Here is a 21,068-nt window from a genome sequence, read left to right on the forward strand (position 1 = left end):
TTCATGGATATTAGTCAAATTAAAGCAGAAGTAGTAACACCGGAAGTAGGAATACACGTTGGGGAAGCGTCCGCACCAGTTAAAGTAATGTCATTCGTTAACTTACGCTGCCCATTCTGTCGAGAGTGGAACGAAAAATCCCAAGACGTGCTAACAGAATATATTCAAGCAGGAAAAATCGAATTAATCATTAAACCATTTGATAAAGAAAAAGAATCTCTACAACGCGGCAACGTGACGCATCGTTACTTAGATTACTCTAAACCAGAAGAAACGCGCGAAACAATCAATAAAATCTATAGTACACAAGATGAATGGGGTAGCCTAACGCTTCCAGAAGTTGCTACGTATATGGAAACAAAATTAGGATTAATCGAACAAGACAACAAAGCCGCATCGGAAAAAATTGTCGCTGAAGCAAACGCGGCCAATGTGGTTTTTGTGCCGACTGTTATAGTTGGTGAACATATTTTTGATGAGCATATTAGCCCAGAAGAATTACGTGCATTACTTGACGGCGAATTAGCTAAATAAAAAAAGCGAATGTATTAACCTAAAAATCTTAGGTAATACATTCGCTTTTTGCTTCTCTTTAAAAGAATTTCCTACGCCAGAAGACAATCGCAAGTGCCCCGGCAATTCCGAAAGCAAAACCAAGCGTAAGCATCCAAGCCATTGGTGTGTCCATAAACGGTAATTTTACGTTCATCCCGTAAAAACTAAACACCATTGTCGGAATCGTCAAGATGATAGTAAAAGAAGTAAGGAATTTCATCACGATATTCATATTATTGGAGATAATCGAAGCATACGCATCCATCATTCCACTTAAAATATTCGAATGAACTTCCGCCATTTCGATACCTTGACGATTTTCGATAATAACATCTTCTAGTAAATCTTGATCTTCCTCGTACATTTTAACGATATTTTGACGCATCATTTTATCCAGTACGACTTTATTGGATTTAAGGGCAGTAACAAAGTAAACCAAACTTTTTTCAATCCCCATCAAATCATATAGTTGCTTATTTTTCATGGATTCATGTAATTCTTTTTCGATTTCATCTGTTTGGCGATTCAAGCGTTTTAAGTGACGCAAGAACGTAGTCGAAATCATGTATAAAATTTGTAAAGCGAACCGTGTTTTCATATGTGTATAAAAACCTTTAATTCGGTTCCGAATAAATGACTGTACAATAGAAGAATCAATCGTACAAATCGTAATAAAATAGTCTTTTGTAATAATTATCCCCATCGGAATGGTTTCAAATGAAGCGTAATGAATGTCGTCTTCATCAACTACCGGAAAGTCACAGACAATTAAAACGGAATCAGAATCGTCATCGCGTTCAATCCGGGCGCTTTCATCTTTATCGAGTGGGTCTTCTAAGAACTCCAAAGGGATTTCGTAGTTATCGGCAATTTTGTTAATTTCTTCAGAAGTTGGTGCAACGATGTTAATCCAGCAATTGCGTGTTACTTCTTCTAATTCAATTAGTTTGCCGTTTTCATCTGATTTGAAAATTTGATGCATGCTTTTTACCTCCTTTTTTAACAGGTAAATTTCACGCGGTTAGAGTTTCGTTCCCGTGAAAAATCACCTGTATGAATACTTCGATGTGGACCAGGGTCACTTGCTGTTTGCTGCTCCTTTTTCACGTTCCTCAACTCCTTCAAACCATAGTAATTCACAACTCTACCATTATACCTAGATTATAGTCATTTGTACATCTTTTATTGAAGGGCAGCTTTATAGAGCGGAATGAGCTCATCTAGCACCATTTCTGCCTCATTAATAAAGTCTTTACCAGGGGACAAATGATTATCGTCAGGTAGATAAATTTTCCCAACTAAAAATTCGCCTTTTTTCACATCACGGAACCGATTGAGTGTTGCCTCTAGTTGTCCGTCGTGCACAGGATACGTTTTTTCTTCCGTATGGTCTGGTGAAATGGCAAAGTTGTCCGGTAAATCAGCCAGTAATTTCTTTTCTTTCAAAAAGCGATTGGCAATTTTGGCACTTTCTTCATTTTCGTAAATAAAAGCGAGCCAAATGAATAAATAATTATCAAATAGTCCAACTTGAAAATGAGGGTGTTTTTTATAACCACGTTTATCATGGCAGATCGCTAGCCACGTACTTTCTGGCGGATTCACTGAACGTCTTTGGTGACGAGCAATATGTAAAAACATTTCATCGCCAAGTTTGGCACTTAAATAAGTAGTTAATTCTTCCCCAACAGCTTTAAATTTCGGTTGGATATCACTTTGAATTCCGGCCATACGCGCATCAAGCCCAGGAATTTGCATTGTTTTAAAATCTTTCTTACTAAACCCTTTAAAAGTCATCTGTTTTCCTCCTAATTTTGCATATAGTTTCATTATACGGAAGTTAAGTTCTAAGTGAAAGAATCTTGTTCTATTCAGATAATTCATTTTTGTGATAAAATAAACAAAAAGAGTGCGAAGAGGTGTGTGCATGGACAGTGAAAAAATAGATTATTTAGCAAGGTTATGGATTATGGAAGCCGCGGCAAAAATCAAACAATCTTTTAAAGAAACATTAGATATTGATGTAAAATCCGGCCGAAATGATTTAGTAACTAATATGGATAAAGAGACAGAAGCTTTTTTTGTTAAGCAAATTAAAGAACATTTTTCAGATCATCGTTTATTTGGTGAAGAAGGTATGGCAGCTGACGTAACGGATTTAAATGGGGTTGTTTGGATTCTAGATCCGATTGATGGGACGCTTAATTTTGTCGAACAGCAGCGCGATTTTGCGATTTCCCTTGCCGTGTATGAAGATGGGGTAGGACGGCTTGCTTATATTTATGATGTATCGCGCGATGAACTATATTTCGGGGAAAAAGGAAAAGGGGCAACAGTAAACGGTAGAACGATTCCTAACATTGATCCGGCTGTCGACCTAGAAGATGCCCTTTTAATTGCTAACATGAGTGTAACCCGGAAATTTCCAACGATGTGGGAGGCAGTCAAAGTTTCTCGAGGCTTGCGTCTACACGGTGCGGCGTCCCTAGAATATATGGATGTTGCCACAGGACGAGCAGGCGCATATCTTTCAGCTAATTTAGCTCCGTGGGATATTGCGGCTGGAAAAATTATTGTCGAAGAATTAGGCGGAACAGTGACGAGACTTAATGGCGAAAAAATCAATATGTTAGAAAAAGGAAGTTCGATCGTAGCTGCACCAAAAATTCACCAAACCTTATTAGATAACTACCTGCCTTAAAGAAAGCGCTCAACATAAAAAAAGTTATTTTCAGAAAATAAAAATCGTGCCAAATGCGCTTAGCTATGCTATAATAGGTAAGTTGATTTAAACGAGACGATAGCGACGGAGGAAAATAAATCTATTTTCCTCTTTCTTTTGGCTAATCTTCACGATAAATGTTTGGATTTTTAATTTAGGAGGAAACAAGATTGAATTTAAGAAATGATATTCGTAATGTAGCAATTATTGCCCACGTTGACCATGGTAAAACAACACTAGTAGACCAATTATTACGCCAGTCAGGCACATTCCGCGACAATGAAACAGTTGCAGAACGCGCAATGGACAACAATGATTTAGAAAGAGAGCGCGGTATTACAATTTTAGCGAAAAATACAGCGATTAAGTATGAAGATACACGTGTAAACATCATGGATACACCTGGACACGCCGATTTCGGTGGAGAAGTAGAACGTATCATGAAAATGGTTGACGGTGTTCTTTTAGTAGTGGACGCGTATGAAGGTACGATGCCTCAAACACGTTTTGTACTAAAAAAAGCACTAGAACAAAACCTAACACCAATCGTTGTAGTAAACAAAATTGACCGTGACTTTGCTCGCCCAGAAGAAGTTGTTGATGAAGTATTAGAATTATTCATCGAACTTGGTGCGAACGACGATCAATTAGAATTCCCAGTTGTTTATGCTTCTGCAATCAACGGAACTTCAAGCTACGATTCCGATCCAGCAGAACAAAAAGAAACAATGAAACCACTTTTAGACACTATTATCGAACATATTCCAGCTCCAGTTGATAATAGCGACGAACCATTACAATTCCAAGTGTCATTACTTGATTATAATGACTATGTAGGTCGTATCGGTATTGGCCGTGTATTCCGCGGAACAATGCACGTAGGACAAACAGTTGCCTTAATTAAACTAGACGGTACAGTAAAACAATTCCGTGTAACAAAAATGTTCGGTTTCTTCGGACTAAAACGTGAAGAAATCAAAGAAGCAAAAGCTGGTGACTTAGTAGCACTAGCAGGTATGGAAGACATTTTCGTTGGTGAAACAGTAACACCATTTGATCACCAAGAAGCACTTCCACTTTTACGTATCGATGAGCCAACACTACAAATGACTTTCGTTACAAACAACAGTCCTTTCGCTGGTCGTGAAGGTAAACACGTAACAAGCCGTAAAATTGAAGAACGCTTACTTGCGGAACTTCAAACAGACGTATCCTTACGCGTAGAGCCGACTGCTTCCCCAGATGCTTGGGTAGTTTCAGGTCGTGGTGAGCTTCATTTATCTATCCTGATTGAAACAATGCGTCGTGAAGGTTACGAACTACAAGTTTCTAAACCAGAAGTAATCATCCGTGAAATTGATGGCGTGAAATGTGAACCAGTAGAAGACGTTCAAATTGATACTCCAGAAGAATTCATGGGTTCAGTTATTGAATCTATCAGCCAACGTAAAGGCGAAATGAAAAACATGATTAACGACGGCAATGGCCAAGTTCGTTTACAATTCATGGTTCCAGCTCGTGGCTTAATCGGTTATACAACTGATTTCCTTTCAATGACTCGTGGTTATGGTATTATCAACCATACATTCGATAGCTACCAACCAATCCAAAAAGGACGCGTTGGTGGACGTAGCCGTGGTGTTCTTGTATCCATGGAAACAGGTAAATCTACTACTTACGGAACAATGCAAGTAGAAGACCGTGGTACTATTTTCGTAGAGCCAGGTACTGATATTTACGAAGGTATGATCGTTGGGGAAAACAACCGTGAAGGCGATATCGCTGTAAACATTGTTAAAGCAAAACAAATGACTAACATTCGTTCTGCAAACAAAGACCAAACAAACGTAATCAAAAAACCTCGTCACTTATCACTAGAAGAATCATTAGAATTCCTAAACGAAGATGAGTACTGTGAAGTAACTCCAGAATCCATCCGTTTACGTAAAAAAATTCTAAATAAAAACGAACGTGAAAAAGCAGCAAAACGTTCAAAAACTGCTGAATAAGTAACTTACAAATAAGGCCAGATAGTTTTTAAGAGATATCACTATCCTTTAAAAACTATTTGGCCTTTTTATGCTTTGTTTTGCTAGAAAAGGGAATAAAATAATGTATTTGTAACACTATTGTAATATGAGCAGCTATTTGGTATATTAGAAGTAAGTAGAAAAGGTGGTTAGTATGATGAAAAAACGTATAATTATTCTCGCAGTATTAGTGGTACTTCTTATCGGGGGCGTTGTAGTCGGTGTTTATGCAAATGGAAATTCTGCAAAAGACAACGAACCGAAAACAACAGCTAAAAAAACCACATCTACACCAAAGAAAACAACCGACACGAAGAAAACCGAACCAACAAAAGATTCCGTAACAGATGATAAAGGTGTAGTCACAAAAGGAAGCTCTGATGTAGAAAAAAACGCACCAGCAAAAAGCAATGGTAGTTCGACAGATACATCGACACCAGCCTTTTCGTTATCTGCCACAGGATTCAAAACATCCAATGTATCTTCTGTTCTAGGTGGTACAGTCACAACAACTTATTTATCAAGTTCTCCTTCATTTGAAAAAATCTTTGAGTATTTAACCATTGAAGTCAATCAATACAAAGTAGAACATGTTGTTGGAGCTAACAAATCAGTTAGTGCCAGTAATCCAGAAAGTTATTTAGCAAACAAAAATGGCTATGTTATCACATTAGACATCTCCATTAAAAATACGTCCTCTAAAGATAAAATGTATAAAGCAGACCAAATTACACTAGTTGGCGCCAATGAATTCGTTGGAGGAAGCCTAGATAATTTTGTTCCTTCTAATTTCCATCTTATCGGAAGTAAAGCTGATCCAAACATTTTCACCGCTGGAAAAACAGCTCGTGGACTATTAACTTTCACAATGACAGAAGATGTATACAACGATTTAGCAGCTGACTCAAAAATCGGCGTTCCAAATCCTGACAAATTTGATGCAAGCGTTTCTGCAGCTAATGCAGGCGATGACGTTGTTGTTAGCTTCCCAGTAAAATAGAAAAAATCCGCCCATTCAACGGGCGGATTTTTTATTTTGCATTACCTTCTATTAAATTCTTTAACTCGCTATTCGACATTACTACTGGTTTATGAAAATTGAAATGGCCAGAATTAACGCGACTGATAGTATTAATAGCTACTCGATGTTCACATTCAGGACATAAATACATTCTAATAGGTTTATTGCGTAATTGTTTCGTTTTAAATTCGCGATTGTCTAGTTCATCTACACTTTCGCATAAGATACATTTTGCCTTCAATTTATCTTCACCTCACACAAGTATTATAGCATGATTATCAAAAAAGGCGAGTAAAAGTGAATTTTTCAAAAATTTTAGTTCAATCGTGCTTGCGTGCCTTTCAAATTATGCTATACTATTATTATCTAGTATTAACTTTTGCTTGAGGTTTTTCTCAAGATGAAAATAAAGCGCTATTCTTGGCGTATGATAGGGGGTTCTGTGATGGCAAACAAAAAGATAGATCACAGAGAAGAGGCAGTGGAGCTTTTAAAACAAGACGCAAAACGCATCTTACAGTTGATTAAAGTCCAAATGGATAATCTAACATTACCGCAATGTCCAGCATATGAGGAAGTTCTTGATACACAAATGTATGGTTTATCACGTGAAATCAACTTTGCAACCCGCCTAGGATTAATCGAACCAGAAGAAGGCAAGAAACTAATGTCTACTCTGGAAAAAGAATTGTCCGCTTTACATGAACTGTCCATGAGTAAAAAATAATGAATCAATTGAAAAGATGTCTGATTTTTTCTGACATCTTTTTTTGTTTGGTAGGAAAAAGGCTAAAAATGAGTCAAAAGAAGGAGGCGATTCTTCTTTTCATTTGAAGGTCTTTTCCTTTATAATAGAAAGAATAGAAAACAAGATGGGATAATAACTTCTCAGGGATTGGAAGATGCCGATGTTTAAACGAATTTTAAAATCTTATGATTATGCCTTTATTGCGTTATTTGTCGTGCTATGTTTATTTGGTTTAATTATGATTTATAGTGCTAGCTGGTCTTTAGCAATTGGTAAAGGTTTACCAGCAGATTATTTTTATGCACGTCAAGTAAAGAACTTTATAATTAGTTTTATTTTCTTTATTCTTTTCGCTCTTTTACCTTTTAAAATTTATCAAAATAATAAAGTATTAATGTTGATCGTATTTGGTTCGATTGGTGTGTTATTACTTATTTTCTTAGTTGGTAAAACGGTAAATAATGCCAATAGTTGGCTTGTTTTAGGGCCTCGTTCACTGCAACCAGGAGAATTTGCTAAATTAGCAGTCATCATTTATATGTCGGCCATTTATGCGAAGAAACAAAGTTATATAGATGATTTTAACCGTGGTGTCTTGCCGCCAATATTCTTTTTGGCCTTTGTATGTTTCTTAATTGCGATCCAACCGGATACAGGGACGGCATTTATTATTTTCTTAGTTGGTTGTTGTATTATTATTGCTTCCGGAATGCGACTCCGAACGATTATGAAATTGATTGGGATAGGGCTAGGCATTATTGTCGGTCTCAGCCTCATTTTGTTTGCATTACCTGATAATATTAGAAATGAAATTGTGTCTCCAACAAAAGTAGCGCGGATTACGACGTTTATGAATCCGTTTGAATACGCTGATAAAGAAGGGCATCAATTGATTAATTCGTTTTATGCGATTGGTTCTGGTGGCGTTTCTGGACAAGGCCTCGGGGAAAGCGTGCAAAAACTGGGTTATTTACCTGAAGCGCATACCGATTTCATCATCGCTGTAGTGGCAGAAGAATTAGGCGTGTTCGGTGTGATGTTTATTATTTTAGCGCTGTTCTTCATTATCTTTAAAACAATCACGACCGGGCTCAGGGCGAAGGATCCATTTGCCTCCTTAATGTGTTACGGTATTGCCAGTTTGATTGCGATTCAAGCGTTTATTAATTTAGGTGGTGCGAGTGGACTTATTCCGCTGACTGGGGTAACGCTTCCGTTTATTAGTTATGGTGGTTCGTCCTTAATGGTACTATCAATGATGCTTGGTATTGTAGCAAATATATCGATGTTTACTAAATATCAACGCGTCTATAAATCAGATGGCTCCAAACAAGAGCAACCTAAGCGACAAAGAAGACGATAAATTACGAAAGAAAAAGCTAGTTAAGTGGCTTTTTCTTTTTTTGTTTAGCCGCATGTTTTTGGCGTGTTACCGCCAGTTTATTCGTGTTTTCGATATTGTTTTAAATATTTAGAAAGAAAATAATTTACATCTGATGGCATTTAATACTATAATTGAATTTATATACCGTTTTACAGCCTAAAAAAAGGGGATTGCTTTTAAAGTCTACATAATCGTTTCATCCGTTTAGGCAACGTATCAAGTATAGAACAGATCAGTGTTGGTTAGGAGGAAAAAAATGAATCGAATTAAAAAAGTATTAGTTGCAAACCGCGGCGAGATTGCTATCCGTGTTATGCGTGCATGTACTGAACTCAAAATCAAAACAGTGGCTATTTATTCACAAGAAGATACTGGAAGTTTTCACCGGTATAAATCAGATGAAGCTTATCTGGTTGGAGCAGGGAAAAAGCCTATTGATGCGTATCTAGATATCGAAAACATAATAGAGATTGCTAAAGAATCTGGTGCAGACGCGATTCATCCGGGATATGGTTTCTTGTCCGAAAACATTGAATTTGCTCGTCGTTGTGAGCAAGAAGGCATTATTTTCGTTGGTCCTAAATCAAAACACCTAGATATGTTTGGTGACAAAATCAAAGCAAAAGAACAAGCTCTATTAGCTGATATTCCAGTAATTCCAGGAAGCAATGGTCCGGTTGCTGGCATTAAAGAAGTAGAAGAGTTCGGCGAGAAAAACGGTTACCCATTAATGATTAAAGCTTCTCTTGGAGGCGGCGGTCGTGGTATGCGTGTCGTTGAATCAAAAGAACACGTTAAAGAAAGCTTTGAACGTGCATCCTCAGAAGCAAAAGCTGCATTCGGAAACGATGAAGTATACGTAGAAAAATGCGTGATGAATCCGAAACATATCGAAGTACAAATTCTTGGTGATACGCATGGTAACATCGTTCATTTATTCGAACGTGATTGTTCCATTCAACGTCGTCATCAAAAAGTAGTAGAAGTAGCTCCGTGTAATGCGATTACTTCTGAACTACGTAACCGTATTTGCGATGCTGCAGTAAAACTAATGAAAAACGTTGATTACATTAATGCTGGAACAGTAGAATTTTTAGTTGAAGGTGATGATTTTTACTTTATCGAAGTAAATCCTCGTGTCCAAGTAGAGCATACAATTACGGAAATGATTACAGGGATTGATATTGTTCAGTCACAATTATTTATTGCTGATGGCTATGCGCTTCATGATCAACTAGTTGCTATTCCTAAGCAAGAAGATATCCATATTCACGGTTCTGCTATTCAAAGCCGTATTACAACTGAAGATCCGCTTAATAACTTTATGCCAGATACTGGTCGAGTAGATACGTATCGTTCAACAGGTGGATTTGGTGTTCGTTTGGATGCTGGTAATGGTTTCCAAGGAACAGTCGTTACACCGTTTTATGATTCCTTACTTGTAAAATTATGTACTTGGGGAATGACCTTTGAGCAAGCAACGCGCAAAATGCGTCGTAACCTAATTGAATTCCGTATCCGTGGCGTTAAAACGAATATTCCTTTCTTATTGAATGTTGTTCGTCATCCGGATTTTGCAAGCGGTAATTATAATACAAGCTTTATCGATACAACGCCAGAACTATTCAAATTCCCACATATCCGTGACCGTGGTACGAAGACGTTACGTTATATCGGGAATGTGACAGTCAATGGTTTCCCAGGAATCAAGCATCGTGACAAACCTGTTTATGCAGAGCCACGTTTGCCGAAAATTCCATATGGTTCGCAAATCGCTCCGGGCACAAAACAAATTTTGGATGCGAAAGGTCCAGAAGGCGTTGTTGACTGGGTGAAAAAACAAGAAGAAGTACTCTTAACAGATACAACACTTCGGGATGCGCATCAATCGTTACTTGCGACACGTGTTCGCTCGAAAGATATTTTCCAAGTGGCAGATTCGATGGCACATTTATTACCAAATATGTTCTCCTTTGAGATGTGGGGCGGCGCGACTTTTGACGTGGCTTATCGTTTCTTAAATGAAGATCCTTGGGTGCGCCTAGAAACGCTTCGTAAACAAATTCCAAACGTTATGTTCCAAATGTTACTTCGCGGCGCTAATGCAGTCGGATATAAAAACTATCCTGACAACGTTATCCGCGAATTCGTTAAGCAATCAGCACAATCCGGTGTCGATGTATTCCGCGTGTTTGACAGCTTAAACTGGATCAAAGGCATGGAAGTGTCCATTGATGCTGTTCGTGAAGCAGGCAAGGTCGTAGAGGCTGCTATCTGCTATACAGGAGATATTGATGACGACTCAAGAACAAAATACACCATTGATTACTATAAAGACATGGCGAAAGAGCTCGTTGCTCAAGGTACGCATATACTAGGAATCAAAGATATGGCTGGTCTTTTAAAACCACAAGCGGCATACCGTTTGATTGGCGAATTAAAAGATACTGTAGATGTGCCAATTCACCTTCATACACATGACACAAGCGGTAATGGTATTTATACTTACGCTGCAGCAGTCAGTGCCGGCGTTGACATTGTGGACGTAGCATCAAGTGCGATGAGTGGCGCAACAAGCCAACCAAGTATGACTGGTCTTTATTACGGATTAGTTAACGGTAATCGTCAAACGAATTTAGATGCGCAAAATTCCCAAATCATCAATCATTACTGGGAAGATGTTCGTCACTATTATAAAGACTTTGACAATGCACTTAACTCTCCACAAACCGAAGTATACATTCATGAAATGCCAGGCGGTCAATATACGAACCTTCAACAACAAGCAATTGCGGTTGGACTTGGTGATCGTTGGGACGAAGTGAAAGAAATGTATACTGTTGTAAACAAAATGTTTGGTGATATCGTAAAAGTAACACCTTCTTCCAAAGTTGTTGGCGACCTTGCACTATTTATGGTTCAAAATGAATTATCCGAAGAAGATGTATATGAAAAAGGCGATACCATCGATTTCCCAGATTCCGTTATTGAATTCTTTATGGGGGAAATTGGTCAACCATACGGCGGCTTCCCAGAAAAACTTCAAAAACTAGTACTCAAAGGACGTACACCACTTACAGATCGTCCAGGCGCTTTAATGGAGCCAGTTGATTTTGCTGAGGTCAAAGCAGAGTTAAAAGAAAAAATGGGTTATGAACCAACAGAAAAAGATGTCATTTCCTATATTTTATATCCAAAAGTGTTCCTAGATTATCAAGATATGATTAACAAATATGGTGATGTAACAGTCCTTGATACACCGACATTTTATAAAGGTATGCGCTTAGGTGAAACCATTGAAGTAGAACTTGAAAAAGGAAAAATTCTTTTAATCAAGCTAAATTCAATCGGCGAACCAATTGCGGATGGCACGCGCGTTATCTATTTTGAATTAAATGGACAACCTCGTGAAATTAACATCCAAGATATGAACGTTCAATCTACCGTTATTGCACGCCGTAAGATCGACACAACGAACCCTGAACACGTTGGAGCAACAATGACAGGTTCAGTCATTCAAGTAGTCGTGAAAAAAGGCGACTCTGTGAAAAAAGGTGATCCACTACTAATCACAGAAGCAATGAAAATGGAAACAACGATTCAAGCGCCGTTCGATGGTGAAGTCAGCAGCATTTACGTGTCTGATGGCGATACAATCGAATCAGGTGATTTATTAATTGAAGTAAACAGAATTTAAAAAAACATAACTAATTAACGGGTGGGAATATGACGCTAATTTAAAGTAGCAAACTTTAAAAATCGAAAGTTTAAGCGTAGCAAAATGACGTTTCTTTTCGAATTACTTAGCGCTATATTTACACCCGTTTTTTCTAAAAAAAGGAGAACTTACATATGAAATGGTTTAAAGGAATTGCCGTAGTTTTATTACTTGCTATCTTAACTGCTTGCGGGAATACTGAAACAAAGGCACCAGAAGAGAAAACAGAGAAAATCGAAGTAAAAGATGCAACTGGAGCTACAATCACATTAGAAGAAGCACCAACAAAAATCGTTTCATTAATGCCGAGTAATACAGAAATTTTATTTGCACTAGGTTTAGGTGATAAAGTTAAAGGTGTTACTGCTTACGATGATTATCCAAAAGAAGCACAAAAAGTAGAAAAAGTAACTTCTACAGGCGTTGATACAGAAAAAATCATTGCGATTAAACCGGACTTAGTTCTTGGTCACGAATCCATGCTTGCAACAGAAAAAGACGCATATCAATTATTAAAAGATGCTGGAATCAACGTATTCATCGTTCCAGATGCAACAGATTTAAAAGCTGCAGAAAAATCAATTGCAACAGTTGGTGAGTTGACTGGGAAAGAAAAAGAAGCGAAAGAAGTAACAGCATCAATGGAAGAGCAAAAAGCTATCATTGAAAAGAAAGCAAAAGAACTAAAAACATCACCGAAAGTTTGGATTGAAATTAGTCCTGATTTATACACAGCAGGTAAAGGCACCTTTATGAATGAAATGTTAGAACTTGCGGGTGGTACAAATATCGTTACAGAAACAGGATTTATTCCTTACAATGAAGAAAAAGTAGTAGAGCTAAAACCAGATATTATTTTATCTGTATATCCTGACGCAAAAGCAACTATTCAAAAACGTGCGGCATGGAAAGATATCCCAGCTGTTAAAAACGATAAAATCTACGAAATGGATGCGAATAAATTAAGCCGTCCAGGACCAAGATTGCTTGAAGGAGCAGCCGATATTCAAGCCGTTCTTGGAAACTAATTCCTCAAAAATTGTAGATGAAGCTTTACAAAAAATGACTTTTAAGGTAATTTAACATAGGGTGGATTTTTTACTAAATGGTATTAGTAAAGCAATTTACCAAATAAGCAGAGCTATTTACACTTAGAAGATCATGCATAAACAGCAAGAATACGGCAACTTAGACGACAAATAATACAAACAAGGTGTTCGTGGTTTTAAGTGGAGGAGTTGCCTATAAAAGAATAGTGAGCTGAATCTGGTTTTTAAAACCATATTATTTTTCGGGAAGAAGTGTTTTTGTGAAACAGGTTATGGAAGTTATTAAAGAGCAAATTAAAAATTTACCAATGATATTTCGCATTGCGCGCTATGAAGATAAGGCTACGTATCAAAGCCATTATTTAGGACTAGCATGGCAGATTTTAAATCCATTAATTCAAATTGCTATTTACTACTTTGTATTTGGATTTGGGATGAATGCAAAATCTGGCTCAGATGCAAGTTATATTGAATGGATGCTAGCCGGGATTATCCCTTGGTTCTTTATTAGTGCTGTTATTTTACAAGGTGCGAATAGTATTTATAATAAAATAGGCATGGTTTCAAAAATGAATTTCCCAATGAGTATTTTACCTAACATCACGATTGTTTCTAATTTAACAAGCTACTTTACGATGATGGTAATTTTACTCGGTTTGCTTGCGATTAATGGGACTCCGGTTACTATTTATTGGGGCCAATACTTGTATTATTTTGTAGCGATGATTGCATTTCTATTTAGCGTTACCTTGTTTAACGCAACAATCAGCGTTTTAGTAAGAGACTATTACATTATGTTGCAGTCTGTTATGCGCGTGCTTTTCTACGTAACAGGTATTGTTTGGAATTTAGAAACGATGTTACCACAGTGGCTAGTAGATTTACTTAAATTAAACCCAATTTACTATGTTGTTAATGGTTTTAGAGAAACATTCTTAATGAACAGAGGCTTCTGGGAATCTCCATCATACACGATGTATTTCTGGTTAATCACACTGACATTACTATTTGTTGGTGCGACACTACACATGAAATTCCGCGAACGTTTCGTGGATTATTTATAGGAGGTTAGACAGATGGGTAAAAATATCAAAGTATCATTTAAACATGTGTCGAAGGAATATGACCTCTATCAAAATAAATCCGATAAGATTAAGGGCTTGTTTATGCCAAAAAGTCAAAAAATGCAATCCTTTTGGGCTTTACGAGACGTATCTTTTGATATTCATGATGGTGAAACAGTAGGACTTATTGGGATCAATGGTTCAGGTAAGTCAACGATATCGAGTATTATGTCAGGCGTTATTCCTCCCACACAAGGGGAAGTCATTATTAATGGGGAAACTTCTTTAATCGCCATTGCAGTAGGTCTAAAAGGGCCGCTTACAGGATATGAAAATATTCGCTTAAAATTACTTATGCATGGCATGAAAAGTTCTCAAATTAACAAATTGATGCCAAGTATTATCGAATTTGCGGATATTGGTGATTTTATTAATCAACCAATTAAAAACTATTCAAGCGGGATGCGTTCTCGTTTAGGTTTCGCGATTTCGGTACACACAAATCCAGACATTTTAGTCATCGATGAGGCATTATCTGTAGGTGACCAGACTTTTTATGAAAAATGTGTAGCTAAAATTAATGAATTTAAAGCTCGCGGGAAAACCATTGTCTTTGTCAGTCACTCGCTTGGCCAAGTAAAAAGCTTGTGTGACCGAATTATTTGGATGCACCACGGTGAAATAAGAGAAATGGGCACAGCACAAGAAGTTGCCCAAAAATACGACGAGTTTGTCAAATGGTTTAATAAACAACCAAATGATTACAAGAAAAAATATCAAAAAGAACATAAAGAATATCAAAAAGCGCCACAGAAAAAGGTTTATCCAAATCCAAATGCCAATAAATACCGGCTAACGATGTTTGATAAAATATTTTTAACGGTACTAATTGCGTTGACTGTGCTGTTTGGGACGTTGGTAGCAACAGGGAAATCCTTTAAAGGCTTAATCAGCGAAGGATCCACGAACCAAATCGAACAAGTAGCTCATGTAGCTCATGTGGCCCATAAAGATTTAAAACTGAAGTAATAAAAAACTTTCAAAGGCTTGCTAGCTTTTGAAAGTTTTTTTATGCAGAATTTCAAGAAGTAAAGCATTTTTGCGTAAAATGATGTAGAAAATTTGTCTAAATAATTAACAAATGCCTGATTAAAACCTTTTTCCTTTGTTTTGTAATGAATCTGTAACTTACGATGGCATAAAGTTTGGTAAAATATAGGACAGTAAAGCAATTTAAGGAGTGGTTGGAGAAAAATGATAAATAAAAAGTGGATGAAAATTGTAATGATACCAATGTTAGTTGTCCCAATGTACGGTTTGACAACGGCTGGCGGACAATTACAAGATTCATTAACTGGAAAAAATTCCTTCGTAAAAGACGCTGAAGCTGCTACGACAGCATCACAACAAGCGTTCATCGACAAAATAGCCCCTGCTGCACAGGCATCTCAAGAACAATATCATCTTTTGTCTAGTATAACTTTAGCTCAAGCAATTTTAGAATCTGGTTGGGGGAAAAGTGGACTTGCTACAAAAGGTTATAATTTATTTGGTATCAAAGGGAAATACAACGGACAATCCGTTATCATGACAACTTCTGAATATGTAAACGGCGAGTGGATTAGAATTGACGCTGAGTTCCGTAAATATCCTAGTTGGAATGAATCTGTAACAGACCATACACTTTTATTAGTGAATGGAACTTCTTGGAACAAAAACTTATATAAAAAAGTAGTCGATGCAACGGACTATAAAGTAGCTGCAATGGAACTTCAAAAAGCAGGATATGCAACCTCTCCAACTTATGGTGCTAGTTTAATTCAAGTAATTGAAAATTATGATCTAGCCAAATATGATGTTTTATACGATAAAATTCTTACTCAAAAATCCACTTCTGGAAAAGCGACTGTTACAAGTCCAACCGGAAATGGCGTTTGGACATTACCGTATAAAGTGAAAGGCGTGCAGTCTGTAAGCCCAGCTAGCACATATGCTAATAAGGATATCGATTTAGTATCTGTTGCTACAACTAAAAGAGGTACGTACTATCAATTTAAATACAATGGTAAAGTAATTGGTTGGGTTGATGCAAAAGCACTAACTATTTACGATAGCGTTAATTACGATAAAGTAAACGTTGGCCGTGCTAAAATCACATCGCCTGTAAGCAATGGTATTTGGTCTAAACCATACAATGCTTACGGAAGAGAATTTGTTACAAATGCGACAACGTATGCACAACAAGAAATTAAACTTTTACGTGAAGCACAAACTGCCAAAGGAACCTATTACCAATTTAGCATTAACAATAAAACAATTGGTTGGATTGATAAGAGAGCACTTACTATCTATCCATATGATTCGATTGTTTCAAGTAAAAATGTAAATCTTGACGGACAAATTACTAATCCAGTAGGAAATGGTATTTGGACAAAAGCATATAAATTGGAAGGGACAACTTCTGTAGCGCAAGCAACTAAATATGCAAATAAAGATGTAAAAATCAGCCAACAAGTAGAAACACAACATGGCACATATTACAACATCAGTATTGATGGAACAGCAATTGGTTGGTTAGATAAGAACGCGATTACGCTGTATGACCAAGCTGAGTATAATAAAGCAGTTTCATTAGATGCAGCAGTAAGAAATGTGAGCGGTAATGCTGTATGGACAGAACCTTATCGCACAGCTGGCACAAAATTAATCGGACCAGCCGGAACTTACTTGAATAAAGAAGTGGAAATTGTACGCGAAGCAAAAACGCCAAAAGGTACGTACTACCAATTTAAATCTGGTGGCAAAGTAATCGGTTGGTTAGATCAAAAAGCTTTCGAAGTATATGACAATGTAATTTACAATAAAGCAGTTAATTTAGATGCTGTCGTTGAAAATGTTACTGGTAATGCAGTTTGGACGACTCCTTATAAGAGTAAGGGTGTTAAACTTGTAACTTCAGCAGCGACGTACGAAGGCGAAACAGCTAAAATAACACGTGAAGCGCAAACAAGTAGAGGAACATACTATGAGTTTAGTGTGAATGGTAAAGTGATTGGCTGGTTAGATAAAAAAGCTTTTGACGTTTATGATTCAGTTGAATATAACAAGGCTATTAATATGACTGGACTACTAAGCAATGCGCCAGGTAATGGTATTTGGACAGAGCCGTATAGAGTTATTGGTACAAAAAACATTGGACAGGCAACTGCTTATGCGAATAAGACTGTACAGTTAGTGCGTGAAGCTAAAACTCCTCGTTCTACTTACTATCAAGTGAGTTTAAACGGAAAAGTGATTGGCTGGATTGATAAACGTGCTTTTACTAATGTTAAATAATTAAATAAAACCGTCTCCAGTTATGGAGGCGGTTTTTTGATAGAAAAAATAGAGCGGGAAATCCGCTCTATTAAAATTTATGATTTTGTAATATATATAAGTTCTTTCAAGAAATCTTTGTAGTATGGAGATTCAAAATGAGAGAATGAATGTCCAAATGGATAGTTGAAATCACCGATATATGGTTTCTTAGAAAAATCAATAACTTGAGCTTCAGGGAGTTTCATTAAGAAATAGTTATTTAATCGATCCCAAAAGTAATTATTTCTTTCAATTGTCATTTTATTTTTGTACTCAACAACTGCTCGGTTTTTTGCATAGTAGGAAGTTGTAAAGCCACCTTTATTTAAGATAATACGATCTGCTGGAATAATTTCTGTCAGCTTTTCGATAAATAAATCAGCATAGCCTTTCCATTCTTCAAAGAAAGCTTCGTTATCAATATGATCTGAAATTCTTTCGCAAGGTAGATCGTTTAGTAACTGACTTTGTTCTACTACATAAGACATTGTGACTGCAGTTTCATTATCGATCCACATAACCGGTCGGATTACATCAGGATATAAATCGATTAAGAAATAGTCGGAATTAGATTTTCTTAAGTTAGTGAAAAAATCTTTTTTCCAATCTTCTGCTACTGTAGTTCGTTCATTTTCCGACATATCATCGTATTTCTTTAAATTAATTCCAGCATATGGTTTCGTCATCATACTAATGATAGAAGAGTGGAATTGTGTAAAGCTACATTCGAAAAATGCTTTATAATCTGGATTGAAGAAAGGGGATGAATTAAAAGCATTACGACTGAAACAAGTTCCCATTACAGCAATTCTAGTCACATCTGGTTTAATTTTAGGAGCAACAATTGTATAACAAGATAAATTGTTTAAACCATTACGAGTCATTTTAGCTTTAAATTGTTTGTTTGCAATATCAAAGTAATCGCATGAACTAAAATCAATGGTATCATTTGCTAAAACAGGTAAATCGGGCGTATTGGGGCCGCGAAGATAGAAATCCCAAGTAGTATCCGCATTATTTACAGGACCAGCTAAGAAATCTTTTTTATCAATACGAACGGAGTACTTCGATAAACCTTTTTTTAGTGGCCAAACTTGTTCAATATTATATTCAAACGTATTTGCTTTTTTGTCGCGGCGTTTAGCAACAAGTTGACTCTCGGCAAAATGTCTTTCTAATTTAAATTGTAGTGTTATGGAATTATTACTTTCACTAAGTTGGTGTAAGCTAACTAACCCTTGCACGTTCTTTTTAAAATAAAATGACAATCTATTAGATCCTGTTACATACGATCTTAAAGAAGCAAAAAGAGGCGTAGCTATTTCTATTTCTTTTGGAATAGCGGATTTCATGTCAGGATTAATGGATAAGAATGTAGGGATACTTTTTTTCATGTCAGTGGACGAGATGTCAATAAGAACATCAAGTACATTATTAGCATCCACTAGAAAACTTGGTGATAACTCTTTAACAGGGATAGAGAAATCCACTGTATTATCATTTATTATACCTAAATCGAATGCTTGTTTTTGTTCATGAAATAAATAAAAACTAGCATTAGGTCGGCGTTTAAAAACTAATTTTGCTTGAAAAAGACCATTTGTAAGGGAAGGATCGATTTTTAGACTTCCGGCCATTGTATCTTCGCTTAATGAAAAATTCTCTAATGAAGAGGAAAGTTCCATTGGTTTACTAATTAAGGTTAGCACGCCTTCTGGGAATTCAAACTGATATTGATAAAGAGAATTAGTTGGCTGGAATGGTTTATTTATAATTGGGCCATCTGTAGTCAAGTGAGTGTAAGGGTAATTACCATTAACTTTGAACTTCCAGGCAGTTTCTCGGTCTGCAAGAGATAGTTTAGCAAGTTCAGTAATAGAAATAACGGCCGTAAATGAATTTCCGTTTTGCTCAAAAGGAATGTTTAACTTTTGCTCAGGATGTTTATATTCGCGTAGTTCATTGTAATAAGCTTGGATGCTGTTTATTTTTCCTTCAGCATAACCAGATATTTCCCATGTTTCAGATTCAGTTAACTGAATTTCCTTTATAAAATATTTCATCTTTATCTCCTTAAAGTTTAATTATCATCATCATTTTTATTTTAGCATATAATAATAAATTTCCCTACAAAAATTAACAAAAGATTAAGGTCTCTTGTATACTTATAAAAAATAGTTAGTGGCTTTATTTCTTGCCACAAAATAAATGGCTATTTTAGCATCAAAAAAATAGAATTTACTTGGATTAGAAATAGCTGTATTAATCTTTTTAGTCTCAAAAAGTAATACAAGGATTTTTATTGTTCATTTTTTCATATTTATAAGGCTAATTTTTTGCATAGATAGTTGATAAACTGTTGTAAATAAGATATGCTGTAGATACTGAATTTTATAGAATAGCATATCAGTAAGGGGTTGTAGTGAGATTGGAAAAACCATTTTTAACAGTTGTGGTGCCTTGTTATAATGAAGAGGAAGTTCTAAGCGAGAGCGTGACACAACTAACAAATATTATACAAAAATTAGTGATGAGTGAATCAATCAGCGACAAAAGTCAGATTATGTTCGTAGATGATGGCAGTAAAGACAGAACCTGGGAACTTATACAACAATACTCAGAATCAAATGAACATGTTTCTGGATTAAAATTAAGCCGTAATTATGGACATCAAGGAGCTTTGCTTGCTGGATTAACGGAAGCACACGCATATTCCGATTGTGTGGTATCTATTGATGCGGATTTACAAGATGATGTGAATGCAATTATCGAGTTCATAGAAAAATACCATGAAGGCTTTGATGTCGTTTATGGTGTGCGCGACAAACGAGACACAGACACTTACTTTAAACGAAATTCAGCGTTAGCTTTCTATAGAATTATGAGTAAACTAGGGGTTAATATGGTTCCGAATCATGCGGACTATCGACTACTTAGTAAAAGAGCGTTGACCGAATTTTTACGTTATAAAGAAGAAAATATGTTTATCCGAGGTATTGTACCGTTATTAGGGTTTAAATCAACGAAAGTCTTCTATAATAGAAATGAACGATTTGCTGGTGAATCCAAATATCCATTAAAGAAAATGGTGTTATTTGCTGTGGATGGGATTACGTCTTTCAGTGTTGCGCCAATTCGATTATTGTTAGTTCTTGGATCTGTTATTTTTATGATAGGTGTAGTTATGGGGATTTATGCAATCGTCCAAAAAATTGTTGGTGCAGTCGTGCCTGGTTGGACTTCTTTAATTGTTTCGCTATGGTTAATTGGCGGTATTCAATTAATTGGTATTGGTGTACTAGGTGAGTACATTGGAAAAATCTTCAAACAAGTCAAAGAACGTCCTCGCTTTACGATAGAGGAAAATGTTTTTGAAATGAAATGCAAGGAAAATAAAATCAACGAGAGATAGGTGTAAAG

Annotated in this window: 16 protein-coding genes; 12 read left to right on the forward strand and 4 right to left on the reverse strand. The window is 36.4% G+C overall.

The window, feature by feature from the left end:
* The first annotated feature begins 3 nt into the window (after window positions 1-3).
* A complete protein-coding gene (locus HCB49_RS03885; RefSeq protein WP_185604155.1) occupies window positions 4-534 on the forward strand; it encodes a DsbA family protein in 531 nt (176 codons plus the stop codon).
* Window positions 535-592: 58 nt separating this feature from the next.
* Here the strand turns inward: HCB49_RS03885 and HCB49_RS03890 are convergent, their stop codons facing one another.
* On the reverse strand, window positions 593-1,537 hold the full coding sequence (locus HCB49_RS03890) for a magnesium transporter CorA family protein (RefSeq protein ID WP_185391087.1): 945 nt from the start codon (window positions 1,535-1,537) through the stop codon (window positions 593-595).
* A 200-nt stretch (window positions 1,538-1,737) separates the two neighbouring features.
* Window positions 1,738-2,352: a YktB family protein gene (locus HCB49_RS03895; RefSeq protein WP_185604156.1), complete on the reverse strand. Its 615-nt coding sequence runs from the start codon at window positions 2,350-2,352 to the stop codon at window positions 1,738-1,740.
* A gap of 130 nt (window positions 2,353-2,482) precedes the next feature.
* On the opposite strand from HCB49_RS03895, the gene HCB49_RS03900 reads away from it, so the two are divergent.
* The 3 genes from HCB49_RS03900 (at window position 2,483) to HCB49_RS03910 (ending at window position 6,307) form a co-directional block, all read left to right on the forward strand.
* Window positions 2,483-3,256: an inositol monophosphatase family protein gene (locus HCB49_RS03900; protein WP_185604157.1), complete on the forward strand. Its 774-nt coding sequence runs from the start codon at window positions 2,483-2,485 to the stop codon at window positions 3,254-3,256.
* Between the two features lie 191 nt (window positions 3,257-3,447).
* Window positions 3,448-5,286, forward strand: coding sequence for a translational GTPase TypA (gene typA / locus HCB49_RS03905; protein ID WP_185391090.1), 1,839 nt, complete (start codon window positions 3,448-3,450; stop codon window positions 5,284-5,286).
* A gap of 178 nt (window positions 5,287-5,464) precedes the next feature.
* A complete protein-coding gene (locus HCB49_RS03910) occupies window positions 5,465-6,307 on the forward strand; it encodes a DUF5068 domain-containing protein (RefSeq protein WP_228469398.1) in 843 nt (280 codons plus the stop codon).
* 31 nt (window positions 6,308-6,338) lie between these two features.
* On the opposite strand, the gene HCB49_RS03915 is transcribed toward HCB49_RS03910, so the two are convergent.
* The gene (locus HCB49_RS03915; protein WP_185480141.1) at window positions 6,339-6,569 is read right to left on the reverse strand and encodes a YlaI family protein; all 231 of its coding nucleotides are present in this window, start codon (window positions 6,567-6,569) and stop codon (window positions 6,339-6,341) included.
* 204 nt (window positions 6,570-6,773) lie between these two features.
* Between HCB49_RS03915 and HCB49_RS03920 the strand changes: the two genes are divergently transcribed.
* From HCB49_RS03920 to HCB49_RS03950, 7 genes are all read left to right on the forward strand, one after another.
* Complete coding sequence (locus HCB49_RS03920; protein ID WP_008947443.1) at window positions 6,774-7,055, forward strand: Fpa/YlaN family protein; 282 nt, start codon at window positions 6,774-6,776, stop codon at window positions 7,053-7,055.
* 181 nt (window positions 7,056-7,236) lie between these two features.
* The gene (locus tag HCB49_RS03925; RefSeq protein WP_185396136.1) at window positions 7,237-8,439 is read left to right on the forward strand and encodes an FtsW/RodA/SpoVE family cell cycle protein; all 1,203 of its coding nucleotides are present in this window, start codon (window positions 7,237-7,239) and stop codon (window positions 8,437-8,439) included.
* Window positions 8,440-8,716: 277 nt separating this feature from the next.
* Window positions 8,717-12,157 (forward strand): pyruvate carboxylase, encoded by a 3,441-nt coding sequence (locus tag HCB49_RS03930; protein WP_185480140.1) that lies wholly within the window; start codon window positions 8,717-8,719, stop codon window positions 12,155-12,157.
* Between the two features lie 155 nt (window positions 12,158-12,312).
* Window positions 12,313-13,206, forward strand: coding sequence for an ABC transporter substrate-binding protein (locus tag HCB49_RS03935; protein ID WP_185604158.1), 894 nt, complete (start codon window positions 12,313-12,315; stop codon window positions 13,204-13,206).
* 281 nt (window positions 13,207-13,487) lie between these two features.
* Window positions 13,488-14,291 (forward strand): ABC transporter permease, encoded by an 804-nt coding sequence (locus HCB49_RS03940; RefSeq protein WP_008947448.1) that lies wholly within the window; start codon window positions 13,488-13,490, stop codon window positions 14,289-14,291.
* Between the two features lie 12 nt (window positions 14,292-14,303).
* Window positions 14,304-15,320, forward strand: coding sequence for an ABC transporter ATP-binding protein (locus HCB49_RS03945; protein ID WP_185604159.1), 1,017 nt, complete (start codon window positions 14,304-14,306; stop codon window positions 15,318-15,320).
* A 225-nt stretch (window positions 15,321-15,545) separates the two neighbouring features.
* Window positions 15,546-17,627: a GW domain-containing glycosaminoglycan-binding protein gene (locus HCB49_RS03950; protein WP_185604160.1), complete on the forward strand. Its 2,082-nt coding sequence runs from the start codon at window positions 15,546-15,548 to the stop codon at window positions 17,625-17,627.
* Window positions 17,628-17,704: 77 nt separating this feature from the next.
* Here the strand turns inward: HCB49_RS03950 and HCB49_RS03955 are convergent, their stop codons facing one another.
* Window positions 17,705-19,711: a DUF6270 domain-containing protein gene (locus HCB49_RS03955; protein ID WP_185604161.1), complete on the reverse strand. Its 2,007-nt coding sequence runs from the start codon at window positions 19,709-19,711 to the stop codon at window positions 17,705-17,707.
* Between the two features lie 365 nt (window positions 19,712-20,076).
* On the opposite strand from HCB49_RS03955, the gene HCB49_RS03960 reads away from it, so the two are divergent.
* Complete coding sequence (locus tag HCB49_RS03960) at window positions 20,077-21,060, forward strand: glycosyltransferase family 2 protein (RefSeq protein WP_185604162.1); 984 nt, start codon at window positions 20,077-20,079, stop codon at window positions 21,058-21,060.
* Window positions 21,061-21,068 lie beyond the last annotated feature (8 nt).

The sequence above is a fragment of the Listeria cossartiae subsp. cayugensis genome, assembly GCF_014229095.1.
GTDB lineage: Bacteria > Bacillota > Bacilli > Lactobacillales > Listeriaceae > Listeria > Listeria cayugensis.